The 17194-nt window shown below is 47.2% G+C and carries 17 protein-coding genes; 13 read left to right on the top strand and 4 right to left on the bottom strand.

Annotated features, from left to right (window positions below; genetic code table 11):
• Positions 1 to 156: 156 nt before the first annotated feature.
• The 3 genes from AB4111_RS09265 to AB4111_RS09255 all read left to right on the top strand — a co-directional run bounded on the left by AB4111_RS09265 (position 157) and on the right by AB4111_RS09255 (position 2935).
• Entirely contained in the window at positions 157 to 1512 is a 1356-nt protein-coding gene (locus AB4111_RS09265) for a glucose-6-phosphate isomerase (protein ID WP_442031295.1), read from the top strand.
• A gap of 176 nt (positions 1513 to 1688) precedes the next feature.
• Positions 1689 to 2321 carry a YigZ family protein gene (locus tag AB4111_RS09260; protein ID WP_253431918.1) on the top strand — a complete coding sequence of 211 codons (633 nt, stop codon included), beginning with the start codon at positions 1689 to 1691 and terminating at the stop codon, positions 2319 to 2321.
• Positions 2322 to 2326: 5 nt separating this feature from the next.
• The gene (locus AB4111_RS09255) at positions 2327 to 2935 is read left to right on the top strand and encodes a TetR/AcrR family transcriptional regulator (RefSeq protein WP_442031294.1); all 609 of its coding nucleotides are present in this window, start codon (positions 2327 to 2329) and stop codon (positions 2933 to 2935) included.
• Between the two features lie 189 nt (positions 2936 to 3124).
• On the opposite strand, the gene AB4111_RS09250 is transcribed toward AB4111_RS09255, so the two are convergent.
• Positions 3125 to 3526: a secondary thiamine-phosphate synthase enzyme YjbQ gene (locus tag AB4111_RS09250; protein WP_442031293.1), complete on the bottom strand. Its 402-nt coding sequence runs from the start codon at positions 3524 to 3526 to the stop codon at positions 3125 to 3127.
• A 498-nt stretch (positions 3527 to 4024) separates the two neighbouring features.
• On the opposite strand from AB4111_RS09250, the gene cysT reads away from it, so the two are divergent.
• From cysT to clpP, 8 genes are all read left to right on the top strand, one after another.
• Complete coding sequence (cysT, locus tag AB4111_RS09245; protein ID WP_017689978.1) at positions 4025 to 4840, top strand: sulfate ABC transporter permease subunit CysT; 816 nt, start codon at positions 4025 to 4027, stop codon at positions 4838 to 4840.
• On the top strand, positions 4837 to 5634 hold the full coding sequence (locus AB4111_RS09240; protein ID WP_017689977.1) for a sulfate ABC transporter permease subunit: 798 nt from the start codon (positions 4837 to 4839) through the stop codon (positions 5632 to 5634). The genes cysT and AB4111_RS09240 overlap by 4 nt, the downstream gene beginning before the upstream one ends.
• Before the next feature lies 1 nt (position 5635).
• Complete coding sequence (locus tag AB4111_RS09235) at positions 5636 to 6700, top strand: sulfate/molybdate ABC transporter ATP-binding protein (protein WP_442031292.1); 1065 nt, start codon at positions 5636 to 5638, stop codon at positions 6698 to 6700.
• A gap of 24 nt (positions 6701 to 6724) precedes the next feature.
• A complete protein-coding gene (locus tag AB4111_RS09230; RefSeq protein ID WP_442031291.1) occupies positions 6725 to 7789 on the top strand; it encodes a sulfate ABC transporter substrate-binding protein in 1065 nt (354 codons plus the stop codon).
• A 152-nt stretch (positions 7790 to 7941) separates the two neighbouring features.
• Positions 7942 to 8388, top strand: a complete 447-nt coding sequence (locus tag AB4111_RS09225) for a hypothetical protein (RefSeq protein ID WP_442031290.1) — start codon at positions 7942 to 7944, stop codon at positions 8386 to 8388.
• Positions 8389 to 8673: 285 nt separating this feature from the next.
• Positions 8674 to 9462, top strand: coding sequence for an MBL fold metallo-hydrolase (locus AB4111_RS09220; protein WP_442031289.1), 789 nt, complete (start codon positions 8674 to 8676; stop codon positions 9460 to 9462).
• 118 nt (positions 9463 to 9580) lie between these two features.
• On the top strand, positions 9581 to 10450 hold the full coding sequence (locus tag AB4111_RS09215) for an RNA polymerase sigma factor (RefSeq protein WP_442031288.1): 870 nt from the start codon (positions 9581 to 9583) through the stop codon (positions 10448 to 10450).
• Positions 10451 to 10468: 18 nt separating this feature from the next.
• Positions 10469 to 11050, top strand: coding sequence for an ATP-dependent Clp endopeptidase proteolytic subunit ClpP (gene clpP / locus AB4111_RS09210; protein WP_442031287.1), 582 nt, complete (start codon positions 10469 to 10471; stop codon positions 11048 to 11050).
• A gap of 56 nt (positions 11051 to 11106) precedes the next feature.
• On the opposite strand, the gene AB4111_RS09205 is transcribed toward clpP, so the two are convergent.
• A complete protein-coding gene (locus AB4111_RS09205) occupies positions 11107 to 12528 on the bottom strand; it encodes an aminotransferase-like domain-containing protein (protein WP_442031286.1) in 1422 nt (473 codons plus the stop codon).
• 120 nt (positions 12529 to 12648) lie between these two features.
• Between AB4111_RS09205 and AB4111_RS09200 the strand changes: the two genes are divergently transcribed.
• Positions 12649 to 13587, top strand: a complete 939-nt coding sequence (locus AB4111_RS09200) for a DMT family transporter (protein ID WP_442031285.1) — start codon at positions 12649 to 12651, stop codon at positions 13585 to 13587.
• Positions 13588 to 13651: 64 nt separating this feature from the next.
• Here AB4111_RS09200 and AB4111_RS09195 read toward each other — a convergent pair whose 3' ends face one another.
• Positions 13652 to 14221: a TetR/AcrR family transcriptional regulator gene (locus AB4111_RS09195; protein WP_442031284.1), complete on the bottom strand. Its 570-nt coding sequence runs from the start codon at positions 14219 to 14221 to the stop codon at positions 13652 to 13654.
• Between the two features lie 156 nt (positions 14222 to 14377).
• Here AB4111_RS09195 and AB4111_RS09190 point away from each other — a divergent pair, with 156 nt between their 5' ends.
• Positions 14378 to 15904 carry an NAD(P)/FAD-dependent oxidoreductase gene (locus AB4111_RS09190; protein ID WP_442031283.1) on the top strand — a complete coding sequence of 509 codons (1527 nt, stop codon included), beginning with the start codon at positions 14378 to 14380 and terminating at the stop codon, positions 15902 to 15904.
• 328 nt (positions 15905 to 16232) lie between these two features.
• On the opposite strand, the gene AB4111_RS09185 is transcribed toward AB4111_RS09190, so the two are convergent.
• Complete coding sequence (locus tag AB4111_RS09185) at positions 16233 to 17036, bottom strand: Cof-type HAD-IIB family hydrolase (protein ID WP_062833159.1); 804 nt, start codon at positions 17034 to 17036, stop codon at positions 16233 to 16235.
• Between the last annotated feature and the right edge of the window lie 158 nt (positions 17037 to 17194).

Below are 17194 nucleotides of genomic sequence, written 5' to 3'. Positions count from 1 at the left end.
CTTGAATACGAACGACAAAGTTCGAGCGGCAAGCTTGTCAGCCCCGTGGATTTGAAGTATCCTTAAGGCAAGTTGTTTAGAATGGAATACGGAAATAATATAAGAGGTTGTTCAAAAAGACCGCTTTATAAACGAAATCAGGAGGTTTTTGAGATCATGGCAAAAAAAGTGACATTTGACTATAGCACGGCACTGCAATTTGTAAATCAGCACGAAGTGGATTATTTCGCTGAACCGATTCGTTTGGCTCATGAGCAGCTTCACAACGGAACAGGAACAGGCTCCGACTATCTGGGCTGGATTGACCTGCCAACGGCTTATGACAAAGAAGAGTTCGCCCGCATTCAAAAAGCAGCTGCCAAAATCCAAAGCGACTCCGAAGTACTGATCGTTATCGGTATTGGTGGATCTTACTTGGGTGCACGTGCAGCGATTGAGATGCTGACACACTCTTTCTATAACAACCTGCCAAAAGATAAACGCAAAACACCTGAAATCTATTTTGCAGGAAACAATATCAGTTCCACATATGTAACTCACTTGCTGGATCTGGTTGAAGGCAAAGATTTCTCCGTAAATGTTATCTCCAAATCCGGTACAACAACAGAGCCGGCAATCGCTTTCCGTATCTTCCGTGCAGCATTGGAAGAGAAATATGGTAAGGAAGAAGCTCGCAAACGCATCTATGCAACAACAGACAAAGCGCGTGGTGCACTGAAAGAACTAGCAAATGCTGAAGGATATGAATCTTTCATTATTCCGGATGATGTAGGTGGACGCTACTCTGTTCTTACAGCTGTAGGTTTGCTGCCAATCGCAGCAGCTGGTATTAACATCGAAGAAATGATGCAAGGTGCGGCTGACGCATCCAAGGAATACAGCAACCCGAACGTAGCTGAGAACGAAGCATATCAATATGCAGCTGTTCGTAACGCATTGTATCGTAAAGGCAAAGGCACAGAGATTCTTGTAAACTATGAGCCATCCCTGCACTTCGTGTCCGAGTGGTGGAAACAGTTATTCGGAGAGAGTGAAGGTAAAGACTACAAAGGGATCTATCCAGCATCTGTTGATTTCTCTACAGACTTGCACTCCATGGGTCAATTCATCCAGGAAGGTAGCCGGAATATCTTCGAAACCGTGATTCAGGTTACTGAAGTTGCGGAACATATCTCGATCAAATCCGATCCGGATGACTTGGATGGTCTGAACTTCCTTGAAGGTAAAACGATGGACTTTGTTAATAAAAAAGCGTTCCAGGGAACACTGCTTGCACATACTGATGGTCAAGTACCAAACCTGATTGTGAACATTCCAGATATGACTCCATATTCTTTCGGATATCTGGTATACTTCTTTGAAAAAGCATGCGGCATCAGTGGCTACCTGCTGGGCGTCAATCCATTTGACCAACCAGGCGTGGAAGCTTACAAGAAAAATATGTTTGCATTGCTGGGCAAACCAGGCTTTGAAGAACAGAAAGCAGCGCTCGAAGCGAGACTTTCCGAATAATTCATCGGTCTGCTCATATAGTTAAATAAGCTAATGTAAATCTATCCGGGGATTACTGTTGAGTATAATGCAGGGTTCCCGGATATAGATAACCAGGGCAGTTCGTCCGCGTTCACGCGGGGAACTGCTTTCTTGTAAAATGGGACTCAGGAAAAGACTAGAAAGTTGGATTTGGGATGATTGAACGTTATCGCACGGTTCGAGGACCGGGCAATCTGGAAATTGTAATCAAGAAGTCGCGATTTATCGGACATATTATGCCGGTCACGACAGAGGAAGAGGCCGTTGCCTTTATTGATGATATCAAGAAAAAACATTGGAATGCGACTCATAACTGCTCTGCGTACATGATTGGGGAGCGGGATGAGATCCAGAAGCAATCCGATGACGGGGAACCTAGCGGAACAGCAGGGAAACCCATTCTTGAAGTAATCAAAAATCAGAAATTAAAAAATGTGGCAATTGTGGTTACACGATACTTTGGGGGAATCATGCTTGGAGCCGGTGGGTTAATTCGCGCTTATACGGATGGGGCTGTAGCAGCCATTGAAGCCGGAGAAGCCATTACCAACGTGCTGCATCGTGAAGTGTTTGTTGAACTGGATTATACATGGTTGGGTAAAGTGGAAAATGAGTTAAGGAGCCGGGAAGTCCGTACAGGTGAAACTGGATTCACCGATAAGGTTACGTTGACTTGTCTTCCGCCGGATAGTGAAACCGAGGCTTTTGTAGCCTGGATCACGGATTTGACGCAAGGGCAATCCCGGATCACGGAGGGACAGCGGCTTTATTTTATTGAAGGGGAATAAAATATATGGCTAGAAGAGCAGTCGAACAGGAGTTGTCGAGGGAGCGGATACTGGAGGCGGCGAGGCACCTTTTTATTACCAAAGGATACCGCGCCATTTCGATGCGAAGCATCGGCCAGCATCTAGGCTATAGTCATGGGTCGCTGTATTATCACTTTAAGGAAAAGGCAGAGCTGTTCTATGCCATCGTGGTTGAAGATTTCAATTATCTGGGGCATTTGCTGCTGCAAGCTATGGTCAGGCCGGTTCGTGATGATGTGAGCAAGGTAGAGCACATTATGATGGAGTTTATTCGTTTTGGTCTGGAGAATCCCTATCAATACGAGATTATGTTTATGATCAGGGACGAAGAACTGTTGTCTTATTGTCGTACCGAACAGGGACGCTGCTTCGAATTATTTGCATCGATTATAAGGCAGTATATGAATGAAGCGAACTGTACGGAAGAGGATATTCAAAGGGTACCGCGTACGCTATTTTTGGCTATGCACGGATTCATTTCTTATTACATTCAGGACCGTTTAACGTTTGAGGAGATTGAATCGTCTGCGCTGTCTCATGTCAAAGTGCTGTGCCGCAATCTGGGTCAGCAGCCTGAGTCTGGCGGCCAATAATGGCGCAATTGTTGCACCCCTACACTTCAGGGCGGTGATTTGTCATAGCTTTAATTCTTTATCACATTGTCTCGCGAAAGTTAATGAGTGCAGAAGACCAAGTCAGGCGGCTCCGACCCGGTATGAGGGTGGACCGCCTGTTTGTGTATGCAAAAACGAAAGAACGGATGCAGGCCTGTTGGACTGGAACTAGCCTTCCATGATTTTGAGGAAGTACTCCCGCTCACGTGGTCCATCGAATTCGCAAAAATAAATGCCTTGCCAGCGGCCAAGCAGCAGCCTGCCTTCGTGAATAATCACCGTCTGTGATGGCCCTGTTGTGATCGATTTGAGGTGAGAGGCTGTATTGCCTTCGGCATGTCGATACTCGGGATGCTCCCAAGGATACACTTCGTCCAGACGGAGCAAGACATCGTGTTTCACATCCGGGTCAGCATTTTCGTTGATGGCGATACCCGCTGTTGTATGTGGGCAGTAGATGAGCACCGTCCCATTCTGCACACCGCTACTCTGGACAAGCTGCTTCACGTCCCGTGTGATATCCTTCATTTCATCTCGTGTGGAAGTGGATATATTCTTCGTATATAACATGTTTAATCACTCCTTATCATCTCTGTTCTTACCCTCGATTGTACCTTAACCACTACATACCAAACAAACCACATATGTAAGGTGAAAAAAGAAAATCGCCTCATAACGGAGAGGACAGAAATAACCTGAAGAAGCGGAAGCTAAAAGCTTTCTGTAAGAAAGCTGCTTCGGAAGCATAAGCTTCACCTTTATCACCGGATTTCCCCTTTAATAAAAGGGGATTAAAGAAATCTGGGGATAACAGTGATCGGAAGGTTGTTGTGGCCTCGCAGTGTACAGGTGCGATTTTAATTAATTGATCTTATATCTGGCCTAATTATATTCAATAAAAGCATTGACGATTGGCACTGCAAACTGGTAAAGTATCAGAAAAGCAAAACCAAGTAGACTAATGGGAATAATAATAAAGTAATATCATCCAACTTAGGGAAATGTCGTATTGAATCCAGGAAGACTGCCGACCGGAGCTAAAGCCGGAGGCTGGGAGGGAACGCAGCAATGAATACCGTTCTTCGTCATAAGGGATGGACTTGGGGATTCCGCAGTACCGTTTTGTTATATTTTATCGTACTTATTGTACTTCCAATCATCGGTGTGTACGTCAATTCCTTCTCTGAAGGATGGAGCAACTTTGTTCAGAGCATTATGGACCCCATCGCGTGGAAAGCCGTACTGCTGACGATTCGGCTGGCCGTGATTGCTACGCTGATTAATGTGGTTCTGGGCACGATGATTGCCTGGGTGCTGACAAGGTATCGCTTTGTAGGCCGATCGTTTCTTAACAGTCTGGTTGATCTCCCGTTTGCACTGCCAACAGCGGTGGGCGGCTTGATGATTATGCTGCTATTGGGTCCGGTCAGTGCCATCGGGAAACTGGCAGAATCCATGGGGTTTGAGATTGTATTTCACCAGCCCGCAATTGTTATCGCGATGACTTTTGTCACGTTTCCGTTTGTGATCCGTGCGGTGCAGCCTTTGCTGGAAGAAATCGATCCTTCCGAGGAAGAGGCCTCATACACGATGGGGGCATCCAAGGCGCGCACGTTCATGCAGGTTATTCTGCCGTCCATGGCACCTGGCATGATCAGTGGAGGGATGTTGGCTTTCTCCAGAGGACTGGCTGAATTCGGGGCTGTCGTGCTGGTGGCTGGTAACATTCCGGGAAGAACACTGACTGCTTCCGTATTTATATATGGGGAGATTGAAAGTGATAATCCAACGGGAGCGGCTGCAGTATCCGTGTTGCTCCTAACGCTCTCCTTCCTGATCCTCTGGCTGATCAATCTGGTGCAGATGCGGGGGAGAAGACGATGAGACGACTCTTAATCGGACTGACGTTTGCGGTATTTATTGTACTGTTGATCATCCCGCTTGGACGCATTTTTATTGGTGCATTTGAAGACGGGGCAGGTGGGTTCCTGAAAGGGCTGATGCGCCCTGAGGCGCTACACGCTTTGATGATGACCGGACTGGTGGTCCTGGTGGTCACCCTGTTAAATACATTGTTTGGCATCATGATGGCTCTGTATCTGGTTCGTGCCGGATGGTTGAGTGAACGGATAAAAGGGTTGCTGAACAGCATTGTAGACTTGCCTTATGCCGTATCTCCTGTCATTGGCGGTTTGATGATTGTGTTGATGTTGGGACCTAACAGCATTATGGGTGCTTTTTTTGAAGGGATTGGATTCAATGTGGTCTATGCCTTCCCGGGTATGGTAATCGCAACGTTATTTGTTACATTTCCACTGATGGTAAGAGAGGTTATGCCTGTCCTGCAGGAACTCGGTTCTCAGCAAGAGGAGGCCGCATCTACACTTGGCGCCTACGGCTGGAGAACGTTCTGGAGTGTGACATGGCCTTCGATCCGCTGGGCGGTAGTGTATGGTCTAGTCTTGACGGTTGCGCGCTCGCTTGGGGAATTCGGTGCAGTGCTGGTTGTATCCGGTAATATTATGAACAAAACGCAGACAGCAACAACCCTGGTGTATCAGGATGTTGAGAATTTTAATGTGGCTGCCGCAAATGGTGTTGCATTGGTGCTGGTCACCTTCTCCGTCGGGCTGCTGCTCATGATGGAATGGGCCAAGAAGCGAAAGGAAGTGCATTGATATGCATGTAGAAGTCCGTGATCTGAACAAACATTTCGGTGATTTTCATGCGGTAAAAGATGTCTCATTCGATATTGCCAAAGGCCATCTGATCGGTCTGCTTGGACCCAGCGGAGGCGGGAAGACGTCCATTCTGCGGATGCTTGCGGGTCTGGAGAATCCGGGTTCCGGAGAGATTCGCTTTCATGGGAAAGTCGTGAACCATCTGCCTCCACAGGAGCGCGGAATCGGATTTGTATTCCAGAACTATGCCCTGTTCAAACATATGACGGTATTTGAGAATATTGCTTTTGGACTCAAGGTCAAGAAGACACCGAAAGCCCAGATCCGTGATCGGGTTATGGAACTTGTTGAACTGACCGGGTTAAAAGGTTTCGAACAGCGCTATCCACACCAGTTGTCTGGTGGGCAGCGTCAGCGTGTTGCTTTTGCCAGAGCACTCGCCCCGGAGCCGCAGCTGTTATTGCTGGACGAACCGTTCGCGGCCATTGATGCGAAAATTCGTCAGGAACTGCGTTCATGGTTACGGGAGCTAATCGAGCGAGTGGGAATTACTTCGATCTTTGTAACACATGACCAGGATGAAGCGATTGAAGTGGCGGACGAGATTATGATTATCAGCCAAGGTCGTCTGGAACAGAAGGGCACTCCTTGGGATATCTACAAAAACCCGCAGACACCATTTGTCGCTACATTTATCGGGGAGTCTACGGTTGTGGAGGATGCTTCCCAGTTGAAAGGATTCGAACATGCCGTCGAGGGTGAACACACCAAAGCGCTAATCCGACCGGAGTATATTGAGATCGGCTTGAAAAACGAGTTCACCATGTTGTCTGCAACGGAAAAAGGTACAGTCAAACATCTTCATTTCCGCGGCAGTCAATGGATGGTAGAGGTGGACGTACAGGGGCACAAGTTAATCACATATCGTTCCCTGGAGAAAACGACATTGGAGATCGGTCAAGAAATTCGTGTCCTGGTACATCGTGCATACCTGTTCAATGACTCCAACAGTTGGGTGGTTGAGAACCGACTGAAGGAAGATCCGATGCCGGTGATGATTTAGTCAAGTGGAAGAAAGGGGCTGCCCATGCAGACGAGGAAGAAGAAAATCAACCTTTTATATGTCGCCCTCATGCTTCTGCTCGTCTGCATGACCGCTGGATGCAGCAAGCAGGAGGAGTCAAGCGAACAGAACAAGCCCGCTGGTAACGATTCATCCAATACGCTGGTGATCGGTGCTTATAGTGTAGCGAAAGATGCTGTAGGCGAGTTGCTACCCAAGTTCCAGGAGGAGTGGAAGGCGAAGACTGGACAGACGATTAACTTCCAGGAATCCTATGAAGCATCGGGTACACAGGCAAGAGCCATCGTTGGTGGATTCGAGGCTGATGTGGCCTTGCTCGCGATGGAGAGTGATATCGACAAGCTGGTCAAAGCCGATCTGGTTAGCTCCGATTGGAAACAGGCCCCTAATGAGGGCATGATCACCCGCTCGATTGTTGTTCTGGGCACAAGAGCAGGCAACCCGCTTGGAATTCATGATTTTCAGGATTTAACCAAGCCGGGAGTGAAGGTACTCTACCCTAATCCAAAGACATCCGGTGGGGCACAATGGGATATTAATGCCATTTACGGTGCCGGATTGAAACTGTCGGAGGAGCAAGAAGGGAAGAAAGATCCTGCTGCAGCCAAGGCTTTTCTTGAACAGGTACATCGTAACGTTGAGTCATTGGACAAGAGTGGGCGGTCTTCGATGGCGGCATTCGAATATGGTGTGGGTGATGTAATCGTCACGTATGAAAATGAATTGCTTGCCCGGATCGCCAAAGGTGTGGATTATGACATCGTTATTCCGAAAAATACGATCCTGATTGAGAATCCGGCAGTTGTAGTGAATAAGTATGCCGATAAACATGGGAATCGTGAACTGGCTGAAGCTTTTGTCGCATATTTGCGTACACCAGAAGCCCAGCAGATTTTCGCTAAGCATGGCTTTCGTTCAGTAGACCCGGATGTATTTGCACAGACGGAGTCGACATTCCCAACGCCCGAAGGGTTATTTGATATTAACTATCTGGGGGGATGGGATGAGGTACGTAGTACGCTGTACTCCAAACGTGGCGTGTGGTATCAGGTGCTTGCGGGAATATGAGTATCGTTGTAATCAAGAACAGGTAACCGAGCGTGTGGATACTAAACCTTCATTTCAATGGAAGATGAGATGGAGGTTTTTTACTGCCAATAGGATATAATAGAGGTATACTAGACCATAATTGTTACATAGTGCAGGAAGGTGTGAGTTGGATGAGTTCAGAGATTAAATTATCCCAAAGTACAGCGATTAGACTGGAGCAGGCCCGCGGTAAGGGGATGTCCGAGGAAGATATTCTAAAAGCCATTCAAGCCAAAGACGTTTCCGCTTTTGACGCAGTGTCTGAAGAGGAATACCGATATAATGAATTTTTCTCGTATGCGGACGAGCATGGTGAAAATGTGGAGGCAGCAGTGAAAGACGGCTACCGGATTACCTTTAACACGCGTGGTGGGCTCGGAATCTGGTTGGAAAAGGCCTTTAAGGTGCAGCCAGAGAAAGACTTCACGGTGGGCGAAGGAATCGTGACCGGACTACAGTTGAAACCGGAACAGGCAGAGGTGCTGGCTGAGCGACTTGCGTCGAACTGGGTCATTACCAATACAAAGGATGTACCTGCGGGTAAGGAATTGACATTGAAGCTGCGAGCACTGGTGTAGTTCGAGCGTTGAATTAATATGAGTTGAAACAATAGCTCGTGGCTTCTGGAAAAGGTAAGGCCTGCTCTTGATGCGGGCGACCGGCTTATTAAAGGGCGCACCAAATTTAGATGAGCGCTCGCTCCCGAATGGAGCGAAGCATGGAGATGGAGTCTGACGGTGAACAGTCAGACCACAGACTGTCCCGAATTGCAGAGGATAACTGCGGCGGGATGGTCTTTTTTTTGCAAAAAAAGAGGTGCACGATTACAATTTACATATCATGAATTCAGGGGGGAATGCAGATTGAATCAGCTAACATTTCTGGGCACTGGCGATGCGATGGGCGTTCCACGTGTGTATTGCGATTGCGAAGTATGTACAGAGGCGAGGCTTACGGGAGAGAATAAACGGAAACGCTCTTCCGTTCTGATTGACTATGGTGGCGATGGTGCGAGTGAACAGTTCATGATTGACTGCGGGCCGGACTGGAGATCACAGATGGAGGATGAGGGATTGCGTATGGTGCATACGCTGCTCATCACTCATGCCCATTTTGACCATATTGGAGGATTGCCGGAATGGGCAGATGCGTGCCGCTGGTTGGGTGTAAAGGGACGTTTGTATGCACCGCGTGAAGTGATATCCACCATTCAGGGACAGTTTCCCTGGTTGGGGCGTCATATGGACTTTCTGGAAACGGATGATGATATTGAACTCGGGGGATGGAAGGTGCATTCCTGGAAAGTGTGCCATGGGCATAACGGGTATTCGTACGCGTATCGGCTGGATCGGGTTGGGTATAGCTGGGCGTACTGTTCAGATGCCATTGACCTGAAGGCATCCGAGAAAGAGCCGCTGCACGGATTGGATATGCTGGTGCTGGGAACAAGTTTTGTGCATGAACATGCGGAATTCTCCACACGTTCCGTGTACGATATGCGTGAGGCGCAGGAGCTGCTGCGGGAACTGAAACCGGGTCATACCTATTTTACACATATGTCCCATGACGTTGATGTACGCCAGAATTATAATCTGAATCAAGGTATTACGATTGCCCATACCGGGATGAAAGTGCTGCTTGGAACCCTTTAATCTTAAAAGTGGGAGCAGGGAAAAAATGATTTTAGAAGAGCGTATCCTTTGGAGGAGGTTCTTCGTTTACATAGTGTAAGTCACAATAATCAGGAACCAGCAAAGGGGGGCCCCCGATATGGCCTTTGTGAAGTCCGTGAATTGCCGCATGAACAGACCACAAGAGGATGATCTAAAAAATAAACCTGATCTGGAATCCGGTGATATCGCCGGACATCCGGTTAACCAGGGCATTCATGCCGTCTTAACCGACCTGATGGGTCCGTTATATGCATATTGTTTATCTCTGACCAGATCTGTACCCGAGACCGAGGACTTGGTTCAGGATACCTGTCTCAAAGTATTGTCGTCCACGGCGGTGCAATCTTCCGAGACGATGAAAGAGATGAACTGGGAGGCTTATCTGATCCGAATTGCTCGCAACAGCTGGATTGATATGCTTCGGAAGCAGCAGAGATTGCATTCCATATTGGATGGCTTGAAGCCTGTTATGCGAGAGTTCGCAGAGGAAGAGCATTTTGAAGAGCTAGAATCTGCTGTTCAGTTATTAATTAGCGAATTACCACCCTGGCAGCGAGCCATATATGTATTACGTGAAATTATGGGTTATAAGGCGGCAGAGACTGCGGATATGCTGGAGACGACAGAAGGCGCTGTGAAAGCGGCGTTAAGTCGTGCCCGTTCAGCCATAGCTGAAGTGAGGCACAAGTTGGAACATTCGGACGCTGAATTGCAGTATGAAGAGGGCGCAGTGGAGGACAATCGGGAGGAGCTACGCAGCTATCTGCTGGCATTCCGCACGGGAGATACCGCTCGCATCATTGATCTGTGCCTGAATCGGACGGATGATCCGATGGCTGTGGCGGGTAGTATTTTGCAGCAGACTCTGCCGTCTCCATCCATGCAGCCAGTGATGTACGGGTACGCCGCTTCCGGAACGAATGCGATGTCGTATGGAGGTGGGTACACGGCCAACATGGTTGCCTAAACCAAGGAGGCGACACATATGAATGTAGTACCCTATGTAGTGGAACAGACCGCTCGCGGTGAGCGGAGTTATGATATTTATTCACGTTTGCTCAAAGACCGAATCATTATGGTGTCCGGGGAGATTGAAGATCAGATGGCCAATGCCATCGTGGCTCAGCTGTTATTTTTGACCGCCGAGGACCCGGAAAAAGATATTCAGATGTACATTAACAGCCCTGGTGGGTCGGTGAACGCGGGATTTTCGATCTATGACACGATGCAATTCGTGAAGCCGGATATCTCCACGATCTGTACAGGTATGGCGGCAAGTTTTGGTACGATATTGTTGGTGGGTGGAACAAAAGGTAAGCGTATGGCGTTGCCCAACAGTGAAATCATGATCCATCAGCCACATGGCGGTACGCGAGGGCAGGCGTCGGATATGCTGATTCATGCTAACCGCATCATTCAACATCGTCAACGTCTTAACAAGCTGTTAGCCGAACATACAGGACAGTCAATTGAGCGGATTGAGAAGGATTCGGATCGAGACTATTTCCTCACCGCTGCTGAAGCAGTCGAATATGGATTGGTGGATAAAGTCATATCCAGCTCATAACAGAAGCCCGGAGGGTCATGTGACCTTTCGGGCTTTTTTGATTTATAATTCAAACCTTACATTTCTTTTTCAAGCGTAATAAGCCTGCTCATGCCTTCCCGAATCTGCTGCTCATGTGCATAAGAGAAGGACAGGCGCAGCTTGCGACTGGCTGAATGATCCGAAGAATCAAATACGGTTCCGGGTACAAAGGCAACGGATTGTTCCATGCATCGGTGAAGCAGTCTCCCTGTATCCACACCCTCAGGAAGCTCTACCCAAAAGTTGAGTCCGCCCTCCGGCCGGGTCCACGTCCAGTCCGTTTCCAGCAGATATTGTTCCATCACTTCCATCCGTAGCTGGATGGCGGTCCGCAGCTTAGACAGATGCTGATGCATACGTTCTGATTGAAAATAACGGAGAAAAAGCTTCTGGTTCAGGAGAGGCGATCCGTTATCTGTCAGTGATTTTACGGCCTGTAGTCCTGGCATGAAACGCTGACGGCATATGATGGCTGCAATCCGTAGCCCGGGTGCAACATACTTGCTGTAACTGCGGATGTACAGGGTGTGTCCTGTGGTGTCGTAGGTGAAAATGGGTGCAGGAGGTTTCTCTTTAAAATAGATATCATAGGTGCTGTCGTCTTCGAGCAGAAAACAACCATACTGTTCTGCAAGTTCGGGTAACTGCTTGCGCTGTTCTACTGGAACATTCATGCCGGTTGGATTCTGAAAAGTCGGTGTCATATAAAAGAGGCGCGGCTTCTCACTCTTCATCAGATGTTCGATCTGCTCCAGATCATACCCGTCCGAGTGAATATCTGTAAAGATCAGACGAGCACCTTGTTTACGGAAAATCTCCATTGCTGGTCCATACGTAGGCCGTTCCATCAAGACCCGATCCCCGGGCTTGACCAGCGTTCGAGAGATGACGTCGATCGCTTGCTGGGCACCCGATGTAATTAACACCTCGTCTGCGGAGAGGTAGAAGCGTTCCTTGGTTGTCAGATGGCTTGCCATCGCACTACGCAATTCCAGATCTCCCTGAATCGTGGAGTACGTTCCGAGCAGACGTGGATATTGATCCAGCAGATCACGCATCAGTTCTCCCCAATACCGATTGGGAAGCAGGGCGGGATCAATCAGTGATTTGGAAAACTGGAATTCGGCTTCAAGCGACTGTACACGCGCGAGGGAGTCCCAATGCAGCCAGGCAGACACGGCGGGATCATCCGCCTGATCCGTTACTGAGAATGGAGTTGCTGGACTGACATAATAGCCGGACTTATCCTTCACATAAACATTCCCACGCTCCTTTAACTCCTGATAGGCTTTGAAAACGGTCAGCCGATGTACGCCGAGTAGCTCGGACAGGCTTCGTACAGATGGCAGTTTTTCATGTTCAACCCACTCTCCCGCTTCAATTCGTACAACGAGATAGTGGATGACTTGCTCATATAATTTCAGGCTGTTATCTGTCATCATCAAGGTTTTGCCCATCCGGCTCACACTCCTTTTGAACTCTATTGTAACAGCTAATAGGCGACAACTGTTCTGTTTTGTTCATTCTGTTCTGTAGACCATGAGATATGATGAAGAACAGATAAAGGAGTGGTTATCATGGTGGGTATTGCATTTACGGTCATGTGTCTTATTTTCGGTACAACGTTTTTGGCTATTAAAATTGGAGTGGAGGCAGGCATGCCGCCTTTTCTGTCAGCCGGACTGCGATTTGTAGTTGCGGGAGCGCTGATGTTTGCATGGATGTGGATGAAGGGCAAAGTGAGCTGGTCCCTCCTGTTCCGCAAGGAGATGTTGTTGACAGGAGCGGGTCTGACCTTCGGTACCTTTGCCACATTATATTGGGCTGAACAGCATGTGAGCTCGGGTGTGGGTGCCATTCTGTCAGCGACAGGGCCACTGATGATAATGTTGATGCAGACGGCGCTGTTACGGCAAAAAACATCTGCCCGTATGATGGTAGGCTGCCTAATCGGGTTCACCGGTGTGGTTTTGGTTGTGCTGCCAGGTGTATCGCTTGGTGCGGGTTCCCTGTTCATGTGGGGATGTATTGCAGTACTGGTGGGGGAAGTCTGTTATTCGGCAGGTGCATTGTACTCCAAAAAGGTTATTAATCAGTTCAAAGAAGCAAACCCCGTCGCGATTAACGCAGTACAGATGATGTATGGGGGACTGTTGTTAAGCTTGCTCTCAGCGGTGACAGAATCCTGGAACATGTCTGCTTTGGATTGGGTTCCTGCTGTCTCGTCCGTGATATATTTGACTGTAGTTGGCTCGATGGTTGGACATAGTCTGTTCTATTGGATCATGTCGCGTACCAATCCGCTGTTCCCGGCAACCTGGTTATACATTTCTCCGCCCATTGCCGTTGGTCTTGGCGCTGTTGTCTATGGTGAACATGTCAGCTGGATTACGTGGATCGGTGTGGTGCTGGTCGTTTCAGGTCTGCTGACGATGAATGAGAAGGTGAGCGGCTGGTTGAAAAAAGGAAAGCGTGCGAGGGTGACAGTACAGGCTTCCGAAACTGTTTTAAAGTAGGTAAAGACTAATAGTATGCAGCTCAATCTCAAAATCAGCCCTTGATTTTAGGTTGAGCTGTTTGTTATTCAAACATGATGTTCTCGTTAACCAGTTGGTAGTAATATTCATCCATCTGTTCTGCTGTAACATTTTCTTCGAAATGTTGTATCCACCACGTCACAAGTAAACGAATTACCCCCGAGTGAAACTCGGCTACCAGTTCTATGGGAAGTGAAAATTGTTTACCTCTTCTCTTCAATTCCAGCAAATCTCTTCTGAATATCTCTCCGATAAAATGTATGAAAAAGTTTTTAAAGCCCTCATCCTTCTGTTGGTTCTGCACGATGGTCTCCAGTACATTGCCGAACAAAATTTTAGATATGCTTTGCAAAGGCTGCTGTAGTCGATCTTCTACATTCATTTGTAAATAATCCCGAAGGACCAAAGTTAGGGTGGAGGACAGTAGAGCAAATTTATCCTTAAAATGTTTGTAAAACGTGGTCCGGTGGACCATAGCTTTGTCACATATTTCATTAATCGTGATGTTGCTGAATAGCTGGCCTTTCTCACATAACAGATCGAGTAGTGCTATCGTTAACAATTTATGAGTTCGGGTAACTCTCAAATCCACCTTTTTACTAATCATTTTCATCTACACCATTTCCTTATTGTAGTTTAGCTATATAGTATCCTGATATTGATTCTTACTTGATACGAGATTTGAAGTGTATATTGGTATTATAAGTAATTTTTTGATAGTGCTACAAGTGTAGATAAAATCTGACGGATCAGAGAGGATGAAGTGACGATGCCCGATATGAAAAAAGCTGTGGTAATTGGGGCAGGTATTGCAGGGTTAATCACTGCAAGGATGTTATCTGATTATTATGATGAGGTATGTATCATTGAGCGAGATGAATTGCCTTCTGAGCCGGCGAATCGGCAAGGTGTGCCTCAATCCTTTCATCCGCATCGTGTATTACCGCGCGGCGGACTCATTCTGGAACATTACTTTCCCGGATACAATGACGAATTGGTCGCACTTGGCGCCATTCCTTCACAGGAAGAGAAATTTGTGATTGCAAATCGCTACGGTACATTAGTCAATAAGGCGAATGCTGTTTCCTCATTCAAAATTGCATCGAGTAGCAGAGCCCTGCTGGAATGGGTACTGCGTCAGCGAGTCCAGAACATAGATCATATAAGCTTCTTAACGAGTACAGAAGTTACCGGGTTAATGGCATCAGAAGATCAGCGTTCCATTACAGGTGTGTATACCAAAGAAAGAGGTCGGGATAACCGGGAAGAAATGCTTGCGGCGGATATGGTTATTGATGCCGCGGGACGTTCTTCCAAATTAATCAGATGGCTTGATAAGATAGGGCTGTCCGTGCCTGAGCCGGAAGTGCTGAAGGTGTCTCTTGGTTACAGCACCCGCTATTATAAGATACCACCCTCTATTCAAAATAACTGGGGAACGGTGATAACAGAGTCCGATCCTGCGCAAGGAATTCGTGCGGGCATGTTGTGGCGCATTGAAAATGATATCGCTGGACTATTACTGTTCAACGCAGGAGGAGATGAATATCCTTCAACCCATCCGGATGAGTTCCAAGAGCAAATCAAACATCTGTTTGCTTCGGATGAAATCGTAGCGTTGGAAAACCAGCTGGAGCCTTTTCAAGGGCCGCGGGGATACCGTATTTCCGAGTCTGTCCGTCAACATTTTGAACTCATGGAGAATTGGCCCTCCGGATTACTCGTCCTTGGTGATGCATTTTGCAGCTTCGATCCGATTCATGGCCAAGGCATGACGGTCGCTGCAATTGAAGCCGAGACCATAGGAAAATGTCTGGATGAGCAGCGAATGCATCCTGAGCCGCAGTTTGAGCGCCAAGTGCTGCTTCGTATGCAGCAGGCCATTGAACCGGCCTGGTGGCTTAGTTCTGTAGCTGATCTGCGTTGGAAAGGGGTCGAACATGTCGGGACTTCCCGAATGAAAGGGGTTGCCTTTGCGCAGAAATATATCAATTTGTTCAACAAGCAGGCCATGAAAAAGGCGAGTCAGGAAAATAATAAACATCTCTTTTTTACCCAGTTCCTGATGAATGCTCTAATCCTTCCTCCAAGTGAATACTTTAAAGGTGAAATCCTGAACATGATCCTGAACGACAATGGTTCTGAAGAAGAAATGGAGTTAAGAGCGGAGCTTGGTGTCCAAGATCCGGAGCGGTTCCAGCATAGAATTGATGAGATCCTTCCGTCTTTTCAGCTGGAGTCTGATGGTCGAATCAAGAAACTGCTGGAGTCTTTTCAACATGCCTTGAGCAAGTAAGACAATACTCCGTGGTGCGTGAAAGTGGGCAAAACATGAAACGAATAACTTTAAATTTCATAGCTAGCATTGTAATCTCATTCATTGTATTTTTTATTGTTTTGTTTTTTGCCGATGTCCAAGATACAAATCGTGTCATCTTATCTGTGGCGATTACGATTTCACTACAATTATCCTTGATTACCGCATTGTTGCTCTCAAAACATAAAAAATAACAGAGAAATATACCTAATATAATCGTGTAAACAGGATAATGAACATATTTTTAAAATCAAAAAAACAGCCCTGTACAGCGAAATTCGCCGACAGGGCTGTTCATTGATCTTATTTACTCTGCGTTCAGCACAAACTTCTCGATAACTTCTTTTACGCCGTCTTCGTTATTGCTTGCCGTAATGTAGTCCGCCAGCTCTTTAAGAGCTGGGATGGCATTCCCCATCGCTACACCAAGTCCAGCAACTTCGAGCATCTCGTGGTCGTTCCAGGAATCGCCGATGGCAATACACTCGCTGAGTTGGTGACCGAAATGATCAGCCAGGAAGGTCAGGGCATGGCCTTTCGTTCCTTCATTATGCATGATCTCCAGGAAGTAAGGTTTGGACTTTGTGATATGCACTTGAGGTCCGAGCAATTCACGCAAATCAACGGCAACCTTATCCAAGTAGTCTGGCTCATCGATAATAAGCAGCTTCGGTGTTTTTTGTTCGATGACTTTGATGAAATCAGATTCGATATAATATTGGGTGCCGTTTAATTTGGCATAATCACGCAGCTTGTCGTTTTCCTCACGGGCATACAGCTTGTCGTCAATGTATGTTTGAAGGTGGAGATTGTTCTCCAGGCAGTAATCATACAATTTGCGGGAAGCTTCCTGTGGAACGTAACGCTCATAAAGTACTTTTTCGTCCAGCAGGTTTTTTACCAAAGCACCTTGATACGTAATGATGGGTACGTTAAGTCCGGTTTGACGAGCAAGCGCTTGTGCTGAAGCATAAGCACGTCCAGTCGCGAGCGTTACAGTTACACCATGGGCAACTGCTTGTTCCAGTGCAGTCTGTGTAGCAGGGGTTACTTCCTTGTTGTCGTTGATCAGTGTGTCGTCAATGTCGATTGCGATTAATTTATAGGTCATCTGTGTTTCTCTCCTTTTTTATCTGTATCTATACTAACGAACGAAAAAATAAGTTTTACACGAGGCCACTCCGAATACAGATTCATCTTTCGATCGCTGTTATCCCCGGATTTTTGATTCCATTCCCCAAGGGGAAATCCGTTGATAAAGGCGAACGC

Origin of the sequence: Paenibacillus sp. 2KB_22 (assembly GCF_052115745.1) — a bacterium.
In the GTDB taxonomy this organism is placed as follows: domain Bacteria; phylum Bacillota; class Bacilli; order Paenibacillales; family Paenibacillaceae; genus Paenibacillus.
The sequence above is the reverse complement of the archived record's forward strand: the minus strand, read 5'-3'. Positions and strand labels throughout refer to the sequence as shown.